Annotated in this window: 19 protein-coding genes, 1 tRNA gene and 1 pseudogene; 10 read left to right on the top strand and 11 right to left on the bottom strand. The window is 70.6% G+C overall.

Going from position 1 to position 19908, the window contains the following annotated elements:
- Positions 1-215: 215 nt before the first annotated feature.
- Together LX16_RS02995 and LX16_RS02990 are read left to right on the top strand one after the other, a co-directional pair.
- Positions 216-2372, top strand: coding sequence for a transglycosylase domain-containing protein (locus tag LX16_RS02995; protein WP_147136920.1), 2157 nt, complete (start codon positions 216-218; stop codon positions 2370-2372).
- A 144-nt stretch (positions 2373-2516) separates the two neighbouring features.
- Positions 2517-2951: a hypothetical protein gene (locus LX16_RS02990; protein WP_147132735.1), complete on the top strand. Its 435-nt coding sequence runs from the start codon at positions 2517-2519 to the stop codon at positions 2949-2951.
- A gap of 22 nt (positions 2952-2973) precedes the next feature.
- On the opposite strand, the gene LX16_RS02985 is transcribed toward LX16_RS02990, so the two are convergent.
- Together LX16_RS02985 and LX16_RS02980 are read right to left on the bottom strand one after the other, a co-directional pair.
- Positions 2974-4329, bottom strand: coding sequence for a cobyrinic acid a,c-diamide synthase CobB (locus tag LX16_RS02985; RefSeq protein ID WP_147132732.1), 1356 nt, complete (start codon positions 4327-4329; stop codon positions 2974-2976).
- Positions 4330-4371: 42 nt separating this feature from the next.
- Entirely contained in the window at positions 4372-5112 is a 741-nt protein-coding gene (locus tag LX16_RS02980) for an SURF1 family cytochrome oxidase biogenesis protein (RefSeq protein ID WP_158645462.1), read from the bottom strand.
- Between the two features lie 120 nt (positions 5113-5232).
- Between LX16_RS02980 and LX16_RS02975 the strand changes: the two genes are divergently transcribed.
- A complete protein-coding gene (locus tag LX16_RS02975) occupies positions 5233-6597 on the top strand; it encodes a dipeptidase (protein WP_211354252.1) in 1365 nt (454 codons plus the stop codon).
- 101 nt (positions 6598-6698) lie between these two features.
- Here LX16_RS02975 and LX16_RS02970 read toward each other — a convergent pair whose 3' ends face one another.
- Positions 6699-7307, bottom strand: a complete 609-nt coding sequence (locus LX16_RS02970; protein ID WP_147132723.1) for a uridine kinase family protein — start codon at positions 7305-7307, stop codon at positions 6699-6701.
- A gap of 732 nt (positions 7308-8039) precedes the next feature.
- On the opposite strand from LX16_RS02970, the pseudogene LX16_RS28150 reads away from it, so the two are divergent.
- Positions 8040-8339, top strand: a pseudogene (locus tag LX16_RS28150) (single-stranded DNA-binding protein); the annotation flags it as partial.
- A 155-nt stretch (positions 8340-8494) separates the two neighbouring features.
- Here LX16_RS28150 and LX16_RS02960 read toward each other — a convergent pair.
- Positions 8495-8881, bottom strand: coding sequence for a DnaJ family domain-containing protein (locus LX16_RS02960; protein ID WP_147132719.1), 387 nt, complete (start codon positions 8879-8881; stop codon positions 8495-8497).
- Between the two features lie 457 nt (positions 8882-9338).
- Between LX16_RS02960 and LX16_RS02955 the strand changes: the two genes are divergently transcribed.
- The 5 genes from LX16_RS02955 (at position 9339) to LX16_RS02935 (ending at position 11338) form a co-directional block, all read left to right on the top strand.
- Positions 9339-9644 (top strand): RNHCP domain-containing protein, encoded by a 306-nt coding sequence (locus tag LX16_RS02955; RefSeq protein ID WP_211354251.1) that lies wholly within the window; start codon positions 9339-9341, stop codon positions 9642-9644.
- Positions 9645-9824: 180 nt separating this feature from the next.
- Positions 9825-9900: transfer RNA gene (locus LX16_RS02950), tRNA-Arg, on the top strand.
- 170 nt (positions 9901-10070) lie between these two features.
- Positions 10071-10424, top strand: coding sequence for a hypothetical protein (locus tag LX16_RS02945; RefSeq protein ID WP_147132713.1), 354 nt, complete (start codon positions 10071-10073; stop codon positions 10422-10424).
- Between the two features lie 29 nt (positions 10425-10453).
- Positions 10454-10732: a hypothetical protein gene (locus LX16_RS02940; protein ID WP_147132710.1), complete on the top strand. Its 279-nt coding sequence runs from the start codon at positions 10454-10456 to the stop codon at positions 10730-10732.
- Positions 10733-10786: 54 nt separating this feature from the next.
- On the top strand, positions 10787-11338 hold the full coding sequence (locus tag LX16_RS02935; protein ID WP_147132707.1) for a GNAT family N-acetyltransferase: 552 nt from the start codon (positions 10787-10789) through the stop codon (positions 11336-11338).
- Positions 11339-11542: 204 nt separating this feature from the next.
- Here LX16_RS02935 and LX16_RS02930 read toward each other — a convergent pair whose 3' ends face one another.
- The 4 genes from LX16_RS02930 to LX16_RS26445 all read right to left on the bottom strand — a co-directional run bounded on the left by LX16_RS02930 (position 11543) and on the right by LX16_RS26445 (position 15780).
- Complete coding sequence (locus tag LX16_RS02930; RefSeq protein ID WP_147132704.1) at positions 11543-12376, bottom strand: class I SAM-dependent methyltransferase; 834 nt, start codon at positions 12374-12376, stop codon at positions 11543-11545.
- Complete coding sequence (locus LX16_RS02925; protein WP_147132701.1) at positions 12373-12996, bottom strand: hypothetical protein; 624 nt, start codon at positions 12994-12996, stop codon at positions 12373-12375. Before LX16_RS02925 ends, LX16_RS02930 begins: the two co-directional genes overlap by 4 nt.
- A 383-nt stretch (positions 12997-13379) precedes the next feature.
- On the bottom strand, positions 13380-13862 hold the full coding sequence (locus LX16_RS02920) for a GNAT family N-acetyltransferase (protein WP_147132698.1): 483 nt from the start codon (positions 13860-13862) through the stop codon (positions 13380-13382).
- Between the two features lie 151 nt (positions 13863-14013).
- Positions 14014-15780, bottom strand: a complete 1767-nt coding sequence (locus tag LX16_RS26445; RefSeq protein WP_158645461.1) for a hypothetical protein — start codon at positions 15778-15780, stop codon at positions 14014-14016.
- A 141-nt stretch (positions 15781-15921) separates the two neighbouring features.
- Here LX16_RS26445 and LX16_RS27005 point away from each other — a divergent pair, with 141 nt between their 5' ends.
- On the top strand, positions 15922-16161 hold the full coding sequence (locus LX16_RS27005; RefSeq protein WP_158645460.1) for a ribosomal protein L7/L12: 240 nt from the start codon (positions 15922-15924) through the stop codon (positions 16159-16161).
- Positions 16162-16249: 88 nt separating this feature from the next.
- On the opposite strand, the gene LX16_RS02905 is transcribed toward LX16_RS27005, so the two are convergent.
- From LX16_RS02905 to LX16_RS02895, 3 genes are all read right to left on the bottom strand, one after another.
- Positions 16250-17011: an SDR family NAD(P)-dependent oxidoreductase gene (locus tag LX16_RS02905; protein ID WP_147132693.1), complete on the bottom strand. Its 762-nt coding sequence runs from the start codon at positions 17009-17011 to the stop codon at positions 16250-16252.
- 142 nt (positions 17012-17153) lie between these two features.
- Positions 17154-18899 carry a heparinase II/III domain-containing protein gene (locus tag LX16_RS02900; protein ID WP_147132691.1) on the bottom strand — a complete coding sequence of 582 codons (1746 nt, stop codon included), beginning with the start codon at positions 18897-18899 and terminating at the stop codon, positions 17154-17156.
- Positions 18900-18933: 34 nt separating this feature from the next.
- Positions 18934-19893, bottom strand: a complete 960-nt coding sequence (locus tag LX16_RS02895; RefSeq protein ID WP_211354250.1) for a hypothetical protein — start codon at positions 19891-19893, stop codon at positions 18934-18936.
- Positions 19894-19908: the final 15 nt, after the last annotated feature.

The following is a 19908-nucleotide window of genomic DNA, read 5'->3' as shown; positions in this document are numbered from 1 at the left end:
CCCGACGGCCGTGCTGGTGTCGCCGTGACCGGAACGGCCCACCGGCCGCCACCGGTCGCGGTGACGTCCCGGCCGTCCGTCCACGGGCGACCGGCGGCCCGGTGGCCGGCTTTTTGGGCAAGTCCGCGCCCAACCGGGTAACCGGTGCCTTACGGTCGATAGTCATGGGGTGGAAGCGGGGTGCGCGCGGCGACGGCGAAGAGCGCGAGACGGCGATGACGAACCTGTTCCGGCACGGGACCCGGGAGAAGGCGACCAGGGCGGCCACCGGCCTGCGATCGGTGCTGAAGCTGGGTGTCCTGGCGGGACTGTTGGTCGCACTGCTGGTCTTCCCGGTGGTGGCGCTGGGGGGTGTGTCGGCCAAGGCCGGCCTGGACTCGATCGACCGGTTGTCGGTCAAGCTCGGTGAGAGCGACCCGCCGCAAACCAGTTACGTGTACGCGGCCGACGGCACGACCCTGATCTCGCAGTTCTTCGACGAGTTCCGGCGCAACGTCCCCCTCGACGAGGTGGCGCCGATCATGCAGAAGGCGGTGATCGCCGCCGAGGACGCCCGGTTCTACAGCCACAACGGCGTGGACATGAAGGGCATCCTGCGGGCCGCCGCCGCCAACCGGCGCAGCGGCGAGGTCGAACAGGGCGCCTCGACCCTGACGATGCAGTACGTGCGCGGTGCGCTCCGCCTCAACGCCGAGACCTCCGAGGAGGTGCTCGCCGTGACCGAGCAGACCGCCTCGCGCAAGGTGCGTGAGATGCGGTTGGCGATGGCCACCGAAGAGCAGTTGACCAAGAACGAGATCCTGGAGAGGTACCTCAACCAGGTGTACTTCGGTCACCGCGCGTACGGCATCTACGCCGCGAGCTACGTGTACTTCTCCAAGTCCCCCAAGGACCTCACGCTCACGCAGGCGGCCACGCTGGCGGGCCTGATCCAGGCGCCGTCGGCCTACGACCCCGCCGCGTCCGACAAGACCATGGCCACCAAGCGGCGCAACTGGGTGATCGACCGGATGGCCGGGTTGGGGTACGTCTCCACCGAGCAGGCCGAGAAGACCAAGGCCAAACCGATCGAACTGGACCTCTCCCAGCCGTCGAACTCCTGCATGGACCTGTCGAAGCAGGCCAAGATGTACGGCTTCTTCTGCGACTTCGTCCGGCACTGGTGGCGTGCCCAACCCCAGTTCGGGGAGACGCCGCGCGACCGGGAGAACAACCTGCGGCGCGGCGGCTACACCATCATCACCTCGGTGGAACCCAACGTGCAGGAGAAGGTGTACGACCGGGTGGTGGAGACCCAGTCCAAGGACAGCCGGTTCGCGCACGGCGTGGTCGCCGTGGAGGCCGGGACGGGACGGGTGAAGGCGATGGCGGTGAACCGCAACTTCGACATCGACCAGTCCGGCAACGGCACCCACTCGCATCCGGTCGCGGCGGGCAAGGGGATGAAGGGCAACTACCCCAACACGGTGAACGCGTTGCTGGGCGGCGGTTCCATGGCCGGTTACCAGGCGGGTTCGACGTTCAAGATGTTCACGATGCTCGCCGCGCTGGAGGAGGGCATGCCGCTGGACACCAAGATCTACTCCCCGCACCGGGTCCGGACCCAGTATCCGGTGGCGTCGGGTCCCGCCTCCTGCGGCGGCGTGTGGTGCCCCTCCAACGCGAGCGGCGCCATGACCGGCACCCAGACGATGTGGTCGGGCTTCGGGAAGTCCGTCAACACCTACTTCGCGCAGTTGATCCAGCGGGTGGGAGCCGACAAGGCCGTCAAGATGGCCGAACGGCTCGGCCTGCACTGGCGTAGCTCCACCGACGCCTACTTCGCCGACCCGGAACGGTCGGCCGGTTGGGGCGCGTTCACACTCGGCGTCGCCGACACCACTCCCCTGGAGATGGCCGGCGCGTACGCGACGGTCGCCGCCGAGGGGATCTACTGCGAACCGACTCCGATCCTCAAGGCCGTCGACCAGCAGGGCAGGGACCTTCCGGAAGCCGCCCCCGACTGCCACCGTGAGGTGGACGCGCAGGTGGCGCGCGCGGCGACCGACGCCGCCCGGTGCGTGACCGGGTACAAGGCCGCCAAGGGTGGTTGCGGAAGCTGGTCCACCGCCCCCGGCTTCTACAACGACGTGGGCCGTCCCGTGGCCGGCAAGACCGGTACCACCGACTCGACCCGGGCGGCCTGGTTCGTCGGCTTCACGCCCGAACTGGCGGTCGCGTCCTTCATCGCCGACCCGGACAACCCGTTCAACGCCGTCGGCGACGGCAACTCACAGAAACCCATCGACACCGCGGCCGTCACGTTGCGGGCCGCGTTGAAGGGCCAACCCGAACAGAAGTTCACGCCGCCCAAGGGCTCGGTCGTGCACTGACCGTCACGTACACCGGCCCGGCGGCCCGACATCCGCCGGGCCGGTGTCGTGTCCGGGCGCGGCACCTCACCACACCGGGCGGGGACCGGACTGTAAGGATGCGGGTAGGCAATCCGCGTCCGCCGCCCCCGTGAGGAAGTCGCCATGTCCCTCGGTCCACCGTCCGAACCCGTCCCGGAGGCGGCACCGCCGCCGTATCCGGCCGCTCCGGCACCGTTCCGCTCCGGCGGCACCGTGCCGACCGGTCCCCCACCGCCGGGTTATCCACCGGCCGCTCCGGGCCCGTTCCACCCCGGCGGCACCGTACCGACCGGCCGCCCCGGCGGCGCCTGGCCGGGGATCGTGGCGATGGCCGTCGGCCTGTTCGGGTGCGGTGTGCCGTTCCTCCCGTTCGACATGACGGGTTTCCGGCATCTCATCGCGCTGCCGATGGGTCTGGCCGGGCTCGCCCTGGCGATCTTCGGTTGTGTCGGGAACCGGCGGGGCAAACCGGTGGCGGTGGCCGGGATCGTGGTGTGCCTGCCGGTCGTGGCGCTCGGCGTGTGGTGGCTCGCCGCGTGGTTCCTGCCGGGCCTCTGACCCGCCGGGATCGTGGCCCGCGTCAGTCGATGTGGGAGACGAGCCGCGCCGCCATCCTGGGGTGTTGCGCCCAGTGGAGGCTCAGGTAGGAGGCGTGCACGTTGCCCTGCACGTACCCCTCGGTCCGGCCGTCGGGCAGTTCCCACGCCGGTGTGTCGCCGGCGCGCGGCGACACCTGGGTGCGGTGGCTCTTGTGGCCGATGACCTGCACCCCGGCCGGGCAAAGGACACTGTCGGCGTGCGCGGTCGCGACCCGGTATCCCAGGACGGCCTGGTCGACGGTGCGGGCCGCCGCCGCGAGCGCCCCGCTCATCGGACGGCCGTCCAGCTCCTCGGCCAACCAGATGTACCCCGACGACTCCGCGACGACGGGTGCGTTGCCGGCGGCGAGTTCCCTCACCTGCCGGCTCATGCCGACGTTGCTCGACAGTTCGTCGACGTACCACTCGGGGAACCCGCCCCCGAAGACCAGCGCGCGAGCCCCCTCGGGCAGGAGCTCGTCCCGCAACGGGTCGACCACCGCGACCTGCGCCCCCGCGGCCTGCAGCAGCTCCACGTTCTCCGCGTACGAGTAGGTGAAGAAGCTCCCGCCTGCCACCGCGACCAGCGGCGGGTCCGCCGGGGGCACCACCCCCGCCTCCGCGAGCACCTCCTCCGGCGACCACGCGGGCCCGGACAGGCGGGGCGCGGAACGCGCCACCGACAGCAACCGGTCGAGGTCCACGCGTTCCAGCACGACCTCACCGAGCCGCCGGATGGCCCGCAGGGCCTCCATCGAGCGGTCCACGACGGGGACCAGGCCGTGGTGCCGGGCGGGTAGCGCCGGAAGGTCGTGGCGGCGCAGCGCCCCCAACACCGTTATGTCGGACTCGGCGAGCGCCTCGCGGAGGATCTGCTCGTGCCGGTCGGAACCGACCTTGGTGAGGATGACGCCCGCCAGCCACAGCAGTTCGTCGTGGTTGCGGAAGCCCTCCACCAGCGCCGCCACCGACTGGCCGCTCGACGCGGCGTCCACCACCAACACCACGGGGGCGCGCAGCGACTGCGCGAGCTGCGCGGTGCTGTGCGCGCGGCGGTTCATGGACGGGCTGTCGAACAGGCCGAGGTTCCCCTCGACGACGGCGATGTCGGCCCCCCGGCTGCCGTGCGCGAACAGTCCCGCGATCTTCTGTTGCCCGGTCAACCGGGCGTCCAGGTTGCGGCCGACCCTGCCGCACGCCATGCCGAGATAGCCGGCGTCCACGTGGTCGGGTCCGGCCTTGAAACCGGCGCCGCGCAGTTCACGCGCGGACAGTGCCGCCAACAGGCCCGCGGCCACGGCGGTCTTGCCGTGACCGGACGAGGGAGCGGATACGACAAGGCGCGGCACGTCGGTCATGACGGCTCCTCTACGAACCGGGGTGTCGGGGAAAGGATCAGGTTAACCCTGGGCGGCAACGGTTCGGGCGTCTCGGCGGGCCAGCAGCACCAGGCCGACCGGGATCATCGCGCCGAACAGCCACCACTGGTACGCGTAGGCGAAGTTCTGCCAGGAACGTTCCTCCACCACCGGGATCGCCACGAGGCCGTCGCGGGGCTCGGTCTCGGTGATGTACCCGGGCAGCAGGGTCAGGCCGGTCTCGTCGGCGATCTGGTCGACGCTGACGGTGCGGGCCTGCATGACGCCGTCGACCCGGGTGAAGCCGCTGACGGTGCCCTCCGAGGCGCGCAGCCTGCCGGTGACCGTGACGGTCCCGGCGGGGGGCGGGGGGACGTCGGGCAGCGCGGTGGCGCCCTCCTCCGACGGCGGCACCCAACCGCGGTCGACGAGGACCGCGGTGCCGTCCGCCAACACCAGCGGCGTGACGACCTCGTACCCGGTCTGGCCCTCGACACTGCGGTTGCGGATCAGGACCTCGCCCTCGGGGTCGTAGACGCCCTCGGCGGAGACCATGCTCCACTCGTGCGAGGAGTCGAGGGGTTCCCCGGCGGCGGCCAGCTCCGCCACCGGCGCCGGTTCCGCGTCGGCGGCCTCGGCGATCCGGTCGTTCGTGGTGGCGCGGCTCTCATAGCGGTCGTGCTGCCAGGTCCCCAGCCACACGCACGCGCCCACGAGCACCGCCGCCAACGCGAACAGGCCCAGCCAGCGCAGCGAGAACAGGAAACGGTAACGGCTCACCACGGCGGCCAGTCTAGAGCTCCGGTCGGGGAGCGGCGAGGCGGCCGACGGTCGTGTGAGGGCGCCTTCCCGGCCGGTTCGTCCGATTCGGCGCCACCGTGCCCGGACACTACGATGAGGCGCATGTCAGATCTTCGCGCCGCCGTCGAGGCGGTCATGCCGGGTGTCCGCGCCGACCTGGAACGCCTGGTCACCATCCCCTCCGTCGCCTTCGACGGTTTCGACCACAGTCACGTGGCCACCAGTGCGGAGGCCGTCGCGGAGTTGCTGCGCGGCGCCGGGATGCCGGATGTGCGCATCGTCACCGCGGTGGGGCCGAGCGGGAAGACCGGCCAGCCGGCGGTCATCGGCCGCAGGCCCGCACCCCCCGGCGCGCCCACGGTGCTCCTGTACGCCCATCACGACGTGCAGCCCGCCGGCGACCCGGCCGCGTGGGAGCAGCCGGACCCATTCGTGGCGGTCGAGCGGGACGGCCGGTTGTACGGTCGCGGCGCGGCCGACGACAAGGCCGGTGTCATGGCGCACGTGGCGGCGTTGCGGGCGTTCGGTGACGACCTGCCGGTGGGCGTGACGGTCTTCGTCGAGGGCGAGGAGGAGTTCGGTTCCGACTCCCTGGAGGTGCTGATCGCCGAGCACCGGGACCTGCTGGCCGCCGACGTCATCGTGATCGCAGACTCCGGCAACTGGGACGTCGGGACACCGGGGCTGACGACCTCGCTGCGTGGTCTCGTCAACGCCTACGTGGAGGTCCGGACACTGCGGCAGGCGGTGCACTCGGGGATGTTCGGCGGGCCGGTCCCGGACGCGCTGACGGCGCTGTGCAGGTTGCTGGCGACGCTCCACGACGAGAACGGCGACGTCGTGGTCGAGGGTCTGGTGCGGGGTGAGGCGGCGCCGCTCGACATGCCGGAGCAGCGGTTGCGCGACGAGTCGGGGATGTTGGAGGGTGTCGAGTTCATCGGCACCGGGCGGCTCGTGGAGCGGATCTGGAGCAAGCCGACCGCGACGGTGCTGGGCATCGACGCGCCGGGCGCCCGCGAGTCCGCGAACGCCCTCCAGCCGTCGGCCCGCGCGAAGTTGAGCATCCGGCTCGCGCCGGGCGACAACGACAAGGCCGCGTTCGAGGCGCTGAAGCGTCACCTGGAGGCACGGGTGCCGTGGGGCGCGCAACTGGACGTGACGCTCGACCAGGGTGGAAACCCCTGCGTGATCGACGCGACCGGGCCGATGTTCGACGCGGCGCGGGCGGCGTTCACCGAAGCCTGGGACGGTGTCTCCCCCGTGGACATGGGTGTCGGCGGCTCCATCCCGTTCATCGCCACCTTCCAGGAGATGTTCCCGCAGGCGGCCATCCTCGTCACCGGTGTCGAGGACCCGGACGCGCGGGCCCACGGCCCCAACGAGAGCCTGCACCTGGGCGAGTTCGCGCGGGTGTGCCACGCCGAGGCGCTGCTGCTGCGCAACGTCGCCGCGGCGTGGCGTCCCTGACAGGTTCAGAGCTCCTGAACCATTGAACCGTCCGGCTCGGAACGCTCAGGCGGCGACAATTCAGGAGCTCTCAGTCGTGGCCCGGGGCCGAACCCTCCGGTTCAGCCCCGGGCCACGACGAACTCACGCTCCCGGTCGTGCTCCACCTCCGGAGCACCGTCGACGACCAGGTCGGCGCGCGCGGCGGTGCGGTCGGCCGCGAAGTACTCCGACTCGTCCTCCCGCCAGCGCAGCAGGTGCGGAAGCAGTTCCCGGCCGTCCCGGGCCAGGCCCCGTTCCAGTCGCAACCGTGACTCGGCCTCCACGTACACCAGGTGACTCAACAGGTTCCGCCATCGCCGACCACCGGTGGACACACCCTCCACGATGAGCACGTCCGGGCGCGGCAGTCTCACCCACTCGGCCCCGAACTCGCCGGCGTGCCAGTCGTAGACCCGGTAGGCGGCGGGGCGGCCGGTACGCCACGGTTCCACGATCCACTCCCGCAGCCGGGCGTCGAAGCCGGTGGGGTGCTGCCACCCGTCGTACAGGTCGTCGGCGTGCAGTACCGCCACCGCCACGCCCCGGACGAAGGCCGCCGCGAGCCGGTCGGCGAAGGACGTCTTGCCCGAGCCGGCCGGGCCGTCCACCGCCACCATCCGTACACCGGCCAGCCGCGCCGGTCGGTCCATAATGTCCTCTGACAGTTCCCTAAAGGATTCGATCCGCATAACATCCCTGTAACAACAGTCATGCCGCGCCTTGACAGTTCCGGGCGGCAACCACTATTCCTATATGTGGGTCAGCAAGTGGTTCGGGGTGCCTGTGCACCGGTTCGCCGAGGCCCGGGCACCCCGATCCGTATCGTCTCCCCGTCCGCCAGATCCGCGGTTCTCGCGCGTGGACGGTGTTCCTCCCCTCTCACGCCGTGTTCGCGCCCGTGGTCTCCGGGCCGGTGGACCGGGTTCGTGACGTCCTCCTCGAATCGCCGCCGTGCCGTGGAGCCGGGCCGGTCCTCCGCGCTCGGCGTGGCGAACGCCGGCGCGGGATTCCGCCGGAACGCTCCCGGCCGGTACCACGCCGACGAACTCGCGGAAGAGGTGCCGACGACGAGACGGGTGTCCGGGAATCGTCTCGTCCGGCCGGGTCACGGTCACTGTAATTCCCGGTGTCACGCCGACGCCCGGGCGTCGTCCACAACCGGTCGGTCGTCCACAGGCCCGGTCGGCTCGCGTGGCGGAGTGTGCGGTCTCGGCCATAGGCTCGACGCCATGGGGAGGAGGAGTGGCGGCCCCCGAGCTCTCCGGGTCGTCGTGCGGCGGGTTGTCACGCGGGGTTTTCCACAAACCGTGGGTTATCCACAGGCCACCGTCGTCGTGATTGCCCCGGGTGCCCACCTACGGGGAATCTGAGCGGCAGCACCGGACGACATCTCCGGTGAACTCGACCGTTTCGGAGGAATCATGTACGACACGCTGGTCACGCTGGTCGGAAACGTCGCCACCAAGCCCACCCGCCGGGAGCCCGGTTCGGGCACGCTCACGGAGTTCCGCATCGCGTCCACGTCGCGGCGATACGACAGGCAGCACGACAAGTGGATCGACGGTGACGAGCTGTTCGTGAAGGTCTCGTGCTGGCGGACGCTCGCCGACAACGTCTTCGACTCGCTCTCGGTGGGTGACCCGGTGATCCTGCGCGGAAGACTGTTCTCACGCCGGTTCACCGACGACAACGGCACCGCCCGGTACGTGTACGAGGTCAACGCGCACGCGGTGGGACACGACCTGTCGCGGGGCGTCACCCGGTTCACGCGCCGGGGACGCACCACACCGGGTATCGGGGGCGGCTCGCGGAACCCGGAGTTCGACGCGATCGTCAGCGACGTCGAGTCCGGCCTGGCGGCGGTGTCGTTACCGGCTCAACCCGATCGGGCGTCGCGCCACTCGGCGACGACCCGGTCGGGGTCCAGCGGGATGACGTGGACCGGCGGCCCGTCCAGCATGCCGCGCTGCGCCAGCGACACCCGCCCGTTCACCGAGTCGACGAGCCTCCTGACGGCACTCTCCGACGACAGCTTGGCGGCCTCGGCGGGGACGTCCTGGATCTCGCGCCTAAGCGCGAGGGTGGCGGGCAGTAGCCCGCTCAGGCCCTCCCGCCGGATGAGGCTCTTGAGCCACCAGTTCTCGTCGTGGAGCTCGTTGTGGTCCGGCAGGGGCTTGCCGGCGCCGGGGAGGTTGTCGAATTCACCGCGTTCCTGGGCCTCCCGGATCTGCTTGTCGATCAGGGATTCGAAACGATCGCTCATCTCCGCCTGCCTTCGCCGGTGGGTCCGTGCGACGAGTCTATCGGCCGCCGCCGCGCGAAATCGGATGGACGACACGGGGATCGGGTTGGTTTCCTGTAGTCGCGCCTGGTGGCGGCGTCCGGTCGTGGAGAGGAGTCGCATGCGTGTGACACGTGTCTCGCTCATCCGATGACTCGGGGGTGGACGCCGCAGCCAGTGAGTCAGGACCCACACCTACCCGCGGCACCTGGGAAAGCCGGGTGACAGTGGCCGGTACAAATCCACAACGCCGGTCGTGGTCCGGATCGGCGACGGGTGATCGTCGTCGTGAAGCCGGAGCGGGAAGTAATCGCTCAGGCGGTGAATCGGTCCCTGCCCTGTACGAGCCTGGTGGCCCGCCGGCGTCGCCGGCGGGTGAGAGCTAACCGAACCCCGGATGTCCCGAATCGAATCATTCCTTCGATTCCCAGGACATCGGGTGAGCCGACGCGACGAGAACACCGGTTTCGACTGCCTGCACTGTGGTGCCCGGATACGTCCGGTCAGCAACGGCGGATACCGGAATCACTGCCCGTTCTGTCTGTGCTCCCGGCACGTGGACGACCGACCCGGAGACCGGGCGGCCGACTGCGGCGGGGTCATGGACCCGATCCGGCTACGCGACAAGCCCGGCAAAGGGTTGCAGATCGAGTTCCGATGCCGTGTGTGCGGCACCGTCTCGGTCAATCGCATAGCACGCGACACCGTCCAGCCGGACGACCTGCTCGCGATACTGCGTCTGTGACGTGTGCGGGCGGCGGCCGAGTGTCCGCCGTCCGCATCACCGTCGCCCGCATTCACACCGGTCCGTCCCGCGGGCACCGAGGTGACCGTATGCGACGCCACGAACCCGTCAACCGGTCGCAGCCACGCCCGGGCAGGCGATAGTCTTTCATGGGCACTCATAACTGTGTGCCCGCGATTTGCGCTCGTAGCTCAGCGGATAGAGCAGGGGACTTCTAATCCCAAGGTCGCAGGTTCGATCCCTGCCGGGCGCGCCATGCGGCCCCACGGCCCCAGACGAAGCGTCGATCGACGGCGCCCGTACGCCGTCTGATACGAGAACGAACGGCCGCTCCCGCTACCCCGGATCCCCCGTTCCGATGCCCGCCGCCGGGTTACCGGACGACGGTGGCGAAAGATCGCCGGCCACTCCGAGACGAGGAGGGACATGAGTTTCGATCTGGCGGTTCTGGCGATGGACGACGCCGCCGACGCCACGACGGTCCGTGCGAAGTTCGCACGGTGCACGGCGGGCGTCCACGCCGAGGGCGATCTCGACGCGCGGATCGTCGGGTTCCACGAACGGCTGCGCCACCGGTTCCCAGACCACCCCGGCCGGCCCGTCGACTCCCCGTGGGCGTCGACGCCGCTGGCCGCCGGGATCGATCACGTCGTCGTTCAGCTACGCCATTCCGTGGCGGGCGACGAGGCGGTCGCGGTGATGAAGGACCTCGCCGCGGAGTTCGGGCTGGTTCTCTGGGATCCGCAGACCCAGGAGGCGTGGTTCCCACCGGCCGGTTGACCGTCACCCCCCACCGGCACACTGGGTGCATGGACCAGACCACGCGCGACCATCTCGCCGCGCTCGCCACCGCTCGCACCCGGGCGTTCGACGGCCTGCACGCCCGCTCCCGGTCGGGGCGGGTCCATCTGGTCGAACCGGTCAGCGTGCTCGGGCACGACTGGCCCGGGTTGCGTTGCCATTCCGGCGTGTACGGCGGGGAACTCTCCGGCCTCGAACCGACGGCGGCGCCCGTCACGTGCCGACTGTGTCTGTCGACCGCGGCGCCGGGAGAGGACTCGTCACCCGCGCAACCGACGTTGTTCTGAGGACCGGCGCATCCGCCGGTCCCCCACACCGGAGACAGCAGGAGGTACCCGACCGTGAGCGCTCCACTGCCCGCCTGGCCGGCCACACCGCCGTCGCACGACGGCGTCGTCCTCCGGCGGGTGCGGGAGGACGACGCGGCGATGGCCCGGGAACTGGCGACCGACCCGTACGTGCCGACGATCGGCTCACTTCCGGCGGACGCCGGCCGGGAGGACGCCCTCGACTGGGTGCGCCGGCAACAGGAGCGGCACGCCTCCGGCGCGGGCTTCTCCTTCACGATCGCCGACGCCGCCACCGACGCCGCACTGGGTCATTGTGGACTGTGGCTTCGTGAGCTGCCGGAGGGACGGGCCACCGCCGGTTACTCCGTCGCACCCTCGTCACGGGGAAAGGGTCACGCGGCCGCCGCCCTGACGGCGCTCACCGCCTTCGGGTGGACCGTTCCCGGGCTGTTCCGGATAGCCCTGTACATCGAACCGTGGAACGTCGCGTCCATCCGGACCGCCGAACGCGCCGGATACGCCCGGGAGGGGCTGCTTCGGAGTCACCAGGTGATCGACGGCCGCCGCCGGGACATGGCGCTCTACGCGGCCGTCCGGCTCTGAGAGGCTGTCTTCACACCTGCTGTTCTACTGCGCGACGACCGGTCGGCGCCTCGCGGCGTTGTCGAAGGTCCTGCGTACAACACCGGTACGCACGGACCTTCTAAGGCATTGCGCCCTCCGCCTTGCGATCCACTCGACCGGACCGCCGCTCGCCACGAACGAGGTTCAAAGACAGCCTCTGAGCGGAGAACCACGAGAAGCCGGTCACGGGTTGACCGCGGTGACCAGCCACCCGGGGGCGGGGACTTCGATCCGTCCGTCGCGGCGACAACCGGTCAACACCCGCGCCGCCGCCAGTTCGGCGTCACGGACGGCCGCCGGTGGGGCATCCGCGACGAGGGCACGGAGCTGGTTGTCGAAGAGGAACCTCACGGTCTCGGTGACGTCGCTCCCCCACTCGCTGCGGTACTCCACGGCGGAGGTGTCCACCTCGGAGAAACCGGCGTCGGTGAGCACGCCGCGGATCCGAGCCGGATCGGTGAAGTCGACCAGGTCCGCCGGTCCCGTGGTGTGGTCCCACATCGGGAGGTGCCCTGCGACGGCCGCGAACAGGTCGCGGGCCGGTCCGGGGGCGTCCCGGTGGCACACGAACGCCAGGCGCCCGCCGCTTCGCATGGCGTGCCGGATGTTGCCGAAGGCGGCGACCGGGTCGGCGAAGAACATGACGCCCGCGCGGCTGATGACGACGTCGAACCGCCCCCTGGGAAACGGGTGGAGTTGCGCGTCGGCGTGGACGAATTCGACGTTGTCGATTCCCCGGGCGTCCTGTCGTGCCTGCGCCAGCAACGGCCCCGACAGGTCGACGCCGCAGACGTGTCCCGGTGCGGCGCGGCGTGCCGCCAGCCGGGTGGTCTGACCGGTGCCGCAGCCGACGTCGAGTACGTGTTCGCCGGGCGCGACGGCGGCGGCGTCGAACAGCGGCCCGTTCGCCCCTTCGGCCATGGCGTCGAGCCGGTGGCGGTGTTCCCGCCACATCCGGCCGTCCTCACCGTTCCAGACGGTGTACTGCTCGGGGTCGGCGGCGCGAGGCGTGGTCATCCGGTGTCACCGGCCCTGTCGAGCCGCCTGGCATACCTGCCACGGCAACCCGGGCAGCAGAATCCGTAGGTGACGCCGTCGCGTTCCAGCGTCACGGCCTCCTCGATCGTGACGAGGGCGCCGCAGGTGGGGTCCACCAGCATCCCCTCGGGTGCCTCGGTATCGGTACGGGTCTTGGCCTCGGCGATCATGTCGCCGAAGTCCGAGGAGGTCACGACCCTTCCGTCCAGTCCGTACATCCCGTCCGGGACGCCGCGGACCTGTACCCGGACGTGTGGTGCGGCGTCGCCGTGTCCCCTCGCGAACTCGGTGATCCGGCGGGTGACCGATGCGATCAGGTGCGCGGCGGTCTCCTTGGCCCATGCGCCCACGTGGAGGGTGACAAGGAACCGGGCCGGGCCGTCGGCGTTCACCGGGCGGCCCGCGCCGGTCCACGCCACCGGTTCACGGACCACGACATCGGTGAGCGACTCGTAGAGGTCGAGTACGCCCGGGTCGGTCGCGGCGGCGGTCTCCTCGTCGGAGGTGAGGACGCGGGAGGCGGTCAGGCCGGCCGCCAGTTCGCCGCATTGTTCCGTCGTGTACCTGCCAGGTGGCACGAGCAGTTCGATGAACAGCATCGCCTGTGTTCCCCTCTCGTCGGTGTGCGACCGATCGTGCCTCGTCGAGAGGGCCGGGCGCATCACCCGGCGAGCGTCACTTCCGGCTACCACCGTGGGAGTACCGGCGATGCGATCGCCGTCGGGAGGGCGTGCCGGGCATGACCGGCGGCATGGAGACGTTTCACCTGTCGGCGACCTTGGAATGGTCGGTGAACGCGAGCTTCCGACCCCCGACGGAGCCGGTCGCCCTGCGGGTCGAGGAACTCCCTCACGGACCTGGAGGTGGCCTGCGGTCCGATCTCCGCCGGCCCGGAGGTCCTACGGGTGACGCGGTTCAACCCCCAGCGGTGGCCGCGCCGTGACGACGCCGCGCGGCTTCGGACCGGCACCGCGTCTCAGGCTTACGGACGCAGCGGCCGTGCGTACCGGATCGCGGGGCGGCCCTCCAAGGTGGTCTCACCGACCGGTGTGAATCCGGCGCGTTTGAGGACCGCCTGCGACGCCGGGTTGTCCACCGTGGTCTCGGCGCGCAGTTCGGAGAGGCCCAGTTCGGTCGCCGCGACCTCCACGACCTTCTTGACAGCCGCCGTGGCCACGCCTCGGCCCGACGCCGACTCACCGATCCGGTATCCCAGCTCCGCCGTTCCGTCGGCGACGTCCACCAGGTTCACCCGGCCGACGATCTCGCCGTCCTCGACGACGACGTGCATCCGGATCGTGCCGGTCTCCTGCTCCGCCAGCCGGTCCGCGAACATGCGGTCGAACTCGGCGAAGAAGGCGTCACCGCGGTCGGGCACCGTGCGCGCGAAGTACTCCCTGTTGCGCGACTCGAACTCGTACAGCGGGGCCGAGTGGTCGGCGCGAAGGACCTCCAACTGGATCATGGGACGCACCCTACGGAGCCGCGGGAGGACCGGCCAGCGATTAAGAGCTCCTGAGCATCGAACCGTCCGACTCGGAACGCTCAGGCGGCGACGATTCAGGAGCTCTGAGCGGGTGCGGCCGGCCGGAGGAGCCCGGCCGCACCCGGCCCGGTCAGTCCACCTGTTCCAGGATGTCGTAGGCCAGTCCCTCCCAGCGCGCGTACGCGTCCGGGTGGGCCGACACCTGCACCGTCTGCGCCGCCTCGGCGATGGACATGTTCTCCCAGCCGTCGACCCTGAGCAGTTCGGTGTAGAACTTCGTCGTGGCGTACTCGACGTCCATGCACTGTTCCACCGTGCCCCAGCCCTGGCTGGGACGCTGTTGGAACATCCCGACGGAGTCGTGGTCGCTGCCGACACCCTCGTTCGGGATGCCCAGGGACGCCGGGACCGAGTCGTTCGCGAGGTTGCGGAAACTGCTCTCCTGCATCGCGGTGGCCAGGGCGATCGCCTGCCCCTTCTCGCTGATGCCGAGCTGTTCACCGATCTCGATGATGCGGACCGCGTTGTTCATCTGCGCCTGGCTCAGGTCACCGACGGGCGGCACCACGCCGTCACCGGGTGCCGGCTCTCCGGAACCGTCGCCGTCGCCGTCACCTCCCGAGTCACCGCCGCCCGGTGAGTCGCCACCGGAGCCGCCGTCACCGGGTTGTCCTCCCTGACCACCGTCACCGCCGCCGGGGGTACCGGTACCCGGTTCCGGCGCGGGAGCACCGTCACCGCCACCGGGTTGGCCACCCTGACCACCGTCGCCACCGCCGGGGGTACCGGTACCCGGTTCCGGCGCGGGAGCACCGTCACCGCCACCGGGCTGTCCGCCGCCGGGTGCCGGATCACCGGTGCCGGGGGTGGTGGGTTCGGGCGCCGGGATGGTGGTCGGCGGCGGGATCGTGGCGTCCGGTGGTGTCCCGCCGGCCTCGTCTCCGGCGAGGGCCTCACCGACGGCTTCGATGATGTCGCCGATGATCTGCATGTCGGAGCGTTCGCCGGTGCCGACACCGTCCTGTCCGGAGATCGCCTGGCCGAGCCCGTCGAGGATGTCGCCCCACAGTTCGCGGTCGCTGCGTTCGCCCGAGGGCTTCGGCTTGTCACCGGAACCGTCGCCCGACCCCTGCTGCCCGGAACCGGAACCCGAGCCGGATCCGCCGGAGCCCGAACCGCCCGATCCGGAACCGTCGCCGGTGGCGCCGTCCCCGCCGGTGCCGGGAACCGTGCCGGTGGGCGGCGGCACGGGTGTGCCGGTGTCGTCCTGCCCGCCGGTGGCGTCGTCGGGGGCGGTGTCGCCGGGTTCGGTCGCGCCGTCGGCCGGTGTGGTCGTGTCGGCCGGTTCCCCGGTCGCGGTCTCGGTGGAGAGGGTCTGTGTGCCGGTGGTGTCTCCGCCGAGCAGCCGGGCCAGTGCGGACTGTGCCGCCTGGTCGGACTCGGTGGCCATCCGGATCGCCTGGGTGAGGTGTCCGTGCACCTCCTGTGCCCGTTGCTGTGCCGCCGCCACGGCGGCCGGTGCCGGGTTCGGTCCCAGGGCGGCGTAGTTGATGGTGATGGTGCCGTTCGCGCTGATGGATCCCGGGATGGAGGGGACCATGGCGATGGCGGACTCCAGGACCTGCCTGGCCGCCTTGACCCCGTTGGCGAGGTTGATGACGATGTCGTCGACTTCTCGGAACGCGGTGGAGACACGGCGGTACTCGTCGGAGTGTTCCGCGAGGCTGGTCATCGCGGCGACCGCGTCGATGCCGGCCCACACGGTCGAGAGAATGCCCTTCTGGGCGTCGATGTCACTGCCGAACTGTTCGAGCTCGGTGGCGAGGCGGCGTGCCTGGTCGGCGAAGTCGACCAGCGGGTCCGGCACGGTCTCTCGCAGCTGCTGATAACCGACCATGTGGTTCCTCCTGGGGGCGCGGTGGTCGCGTCGTTGCGGGCGGGGCATACGATGCCAAACGTTTTGCAAAGTATGGCAGACATCGACGTCCTTCGTCATGACCCCGTGACGGCGATTGCGGCCCGCGACTACCCTGCTGTCGTGAACGCATACGAGGTCCATCACCGGCTGAGCAGGCTCGAAGAACTCGTGGAGGGCCTGTACCGGCATCTGGAGATACCGATTCCGCAGACCCGGGACACCACGATGGACCCGGTCCTCCGGCTCGTCGCGGCCGGCCGGAAGATTCAGGCGATCAAGGTGTACCGGGAGATCACCCGCGTCGGCCTCAAGGAGGCCAAGGAGGCGGTGGAGGCCATGGAACGACACGGTCCCCGGTGACCACGGCGAATCGGGGAGCGGCCGGAGTGTCCACACCCCGGCCGCTCCGACCACCTCCGGACGGCGTGCCGTCGTCGGCGGCCGGGCGTCAGCCCGCCGTGTGACCACCGTCCACCGCGACGGCGGCACCGGTCATGAACGACGCCTCGTCGCTGAGCAGGAAGGCGACCAGGCCGGCGATCTCCTCCGGCTCGGCTATCCGGCCCATCGGCAACAGGTCGCGAACGAAGTCACGGCCCTCCTGCGTCGCGCCCGTGGTCGCACCGAACAACGGCGTCTCCACCGCGCCCGTGGCGATGGCGTTGACCCGCACACCCGCCTGCGCGGTCTCCAGTGCGACGCTGCGGGTCAGGCCGACGACGCCGTGCTTGGCGGCGGTGTACGCGGCGACCCCCGCCATGCCGACCACGCCGAGGTTGGAGGCGTGGTTGACGACCGCGCCGCCGCCCGAGGCGACGATGGCGGGGATCTGGTACTTGAGGCCGTAGTAGACACTGTGGAGATTCACCGCGACGTCGTGGTGCCAGGCGTCGGTGGCGAGGTCGGCGACCGGACCGAAGCCGGTCATCCCACCCGCGTTGTTGAAGGCGGCGTGCAGCCCGCCGAACCGTGCGACGGTCGTGGACACCAGCGCCTCCACCTGCCGCTCGTCGGTGACGTCGGTGGCGACGAACTCTGCGGCCCCGCCGGTCTCGCGGATGCTCGCGGCGGCCTTCTCGCCGACGTCGTCACGACGCCCGGCGAGGACGACGGTGCCCGCCTCCGCGGCGATGCGGCGCGCGACCGCCAGTCCCATGCCGCTGGTGCCTCCCGTGATGACGACTACTTTTGACTCGAATCGGTCGGACATGTCGGCTCCTCTGCTCGGTTCTGCGTTGACCGATGCAAGAGTCCACCCGTGTGAGGGTGTGAACCGGCGGGAAAACGACGCGGGACACCGACGTCGTTTTCCCGCGACACCGCGTCGTCCGGGTGCGGAGCGGGACCGGGCCTCACGACGGGGTGACGGTGAAGTGGAACTCGTGCCGTGGCGCGGTCAGGCCCGTCAGGTCGAGGCGGTAGACGGTCTCGGGCCGCGCGTGGTGGTCGCGGGTGGCGATCTCCTCGACCGTGGCCGTCCAGTCGCCGGTGAACTCCATCCGGGCGACGCCGCGTGCCCCGTGCCACTCGACCCGGCCCTCGGCCGTCGATGGCCGGTGCCGGCTGATGAACGTCTCGACCAGGGGCACGCCGGGGTCGTCGAACTCGTCGGCCAACCGGAGTATTCCCCCGCCGTCCCAGTCGAAGCGTCGCCGGAATCCCGCGCCGTCGTACGCGGAGGACAGGTCGAGCGCCAGGGACACCGCGTCGCCGTCCGTGCGCTGCTCGAGGATCCGGGCGCGCGAGTCGGGACCGGGCCGCTGGGTGACGCCCCCGATGACCGGTACCGAGTGGCCGCGGGCGGAGGTGTGCAGGGCCTCGTATCGCCGCTCTCCGAAGTAGTCCTTGTCGTACACGCCGGCGCCCAGGTCGGCGAGGAGCTGTTCGCCGTCCACGGCGAGCAGGAAGGATCCCAGGTCGAGGTGGTTGTGCGGCTCGTCGTTGTGGCCGCCCTTGGCCGCCAGCGCGACGGGGGTGCCGTCGCCGGCTCCCCGCGCGATGAGCCAGGCCAGGTCCGCCAGCCACACCGTGCCGGTCGGCGCCGGGCGCCCGACGACGCCGGGGTCGGTCCACAGCAGCGTCCGGGACAGGTGCCCCCATCGGTGGCAGTGGTCGTCACCGAACTCGGACAATCGGGTGATGTGGGGCATCGGAGCCGACAGTCTGGCCGCGAGCCGTGACATCAGGCCGGTGGGCGGCACCACGTTGTCGGAGCCGTCGGAGAAGCTGACGCAGTTCCCGCCGCCGAAGTCGACGGCGGCGGGGAACCGGGCGATGTGTCCGGTGTCGGCCAGCAGGTCGAGCCCGGTCCGGTGGCGCAGCGCCTCGGCGTAGTAGGTGAAGTAGCCGTATCCGTAGACCCAGTAGTCCATCCCCTCGACACAGCCGCCGTCGGGGCCGAAGCCGGCCAGGAAGTACTCCATGGTGCGCTGCACCCGCTCGATGAGGGCGGCGAGCCGCAGCGGGTCGTTCTCCAGTGCCAGACCGGCCATCCCGACGGCCCCGCCGCACACCGCCGCCCAGTTGTTGAGGGAGGTCTCCCACCATCGTGGCCGGGGGTCGTCGAGGAACGGTGACAGTACGCGCCGCTCCACCTCGTCGCGGACCCGGCGGGTGACGGCGTCGTCCATCTCGTCGCCGAGCACCGCGATGATCTCGGCGAGCGTGTGGGCGGTCTCGGAGGCGAACAGGTCGATGCACCTGTCGTAGCCCAGATCGAGGGTGGTGTTGAAGCGGTGGTGCGCGGGGACCGCCCAACTGAACTCGTTGCAGATCTCCCACACCACGTCCTGGAGGTGGGCGAGGTCCTCGGCGCCGCCGTCGATCATCGCCGTGATCGCGGCGGCGTTGAGTGCGCCCCGCCGGGCGAAGTACCGGTTCTCGTAGCGGGCGCGGTCGCCGGTGTGGGGGTAGGTGCGGAACAGGCGGTAGGGCAGGTCGGGTAGGGGTTCGGCCCGGCGCGCCGCCTCGCGGATCGTGTCGACGAGGGGCGCCAGCCGGGGATCCCGGGAGGCCGTGCGGAGGTCGTCGCGGGTGTAGGGGGCGGAGGCGGGTGGGGCCTCGGCGGTGGCCTGTTGGATCGCGGCGTAGCGGTACACGGGTCCTCCCGAGATTGGCAAGCGTTTGCTTACCCTACTCCGTCACACCCTCCGACACCAGCGCCCTTGACCGCCGGGGCGTCCTCACCGCCCACCACACCCCCGCCGCCGTCGCCGCGACGAGGCCGAGCGCGGCGGCGATCACAAGGCCGCTGGGCCGCAACAGGGGCTCGGCGCGCATCGCCTGCCAGATCACCAGGACCGTGAGGCCGACGTACGCCAAGGTGGCGACCCCGACGACCCGCAGGCGGGACCGCTCGTCGGCGAGCCACCGCGAGCCCCGGGCCGCCCGGTGTCCCAGCCACAGCGCCAGCAACGGCAGGACCTGCAGCGCGTGCAGGCCGACGAAGTGACCGATGCGGAGGTCGCCGCCGGTGGCGCTCCAGCCGAGGAACGGTATGACCTCTCCCCCGTCGGGCACGCCGACGCTGTGCGCGCCGATCATGTCCTCCGCGAGATTGTCGCGGGGGCCGATCATCATGCCGCCGACGAGGGCGCCCGCCATCGACACCACGACGCCCGCCCGGATCGACCAGGTGACCGCCCGGTCGCCGAACCGGTAGATCCACGACAGCACCGCCAGTCCGAGGTTCGCGAACCACAGCACCGCGATGCTGACGCCCATCAACGTGAACACCATGCCGTCGAATTCGGTCGCGCCGTTGAAGTGGCTGGAGGTCCCGCGCACCACCTGCATGGTGATGAGCCCCATCTCCGCCAGCCAACTCACGGCGATGACCCAGCCGAACGCCCCGGCGAGCCGGCGGTGGCGGGTCATCAGCGGGATGAGGGCCGCGATCACGCCGCCGTAGAGCATGAAGGAGAGCGAGAACTTCAGCGGCTTCTCCCAGATCGGCACGCCGAACAGGATCCGGTCGTCGAACAGGACTCCGGCGAGGGAGACGACCGCGAGCAACCCCATCAGCGCCACCACGAAGAGCAGCGGAGGGTGTAGGCGGGACAGAGATAGATAGTTGCGCTTGCTGTTATCCATAGTTCTACTATCCAT

Origin of the sequence: Stackebrandtia albiflava, from assembly GCF_007994225.1 — a bacterium.
Classification (GTDB): Bacteria; Actinomycetota; Actinomycetes; order Mycobacteriales; family Micromonosporaceae; genus Stackebrandtia; species Stackebrandtia albiflava.
This window is presented reverse-complemented; position numbering and strand designations above follow the sequence as displayed.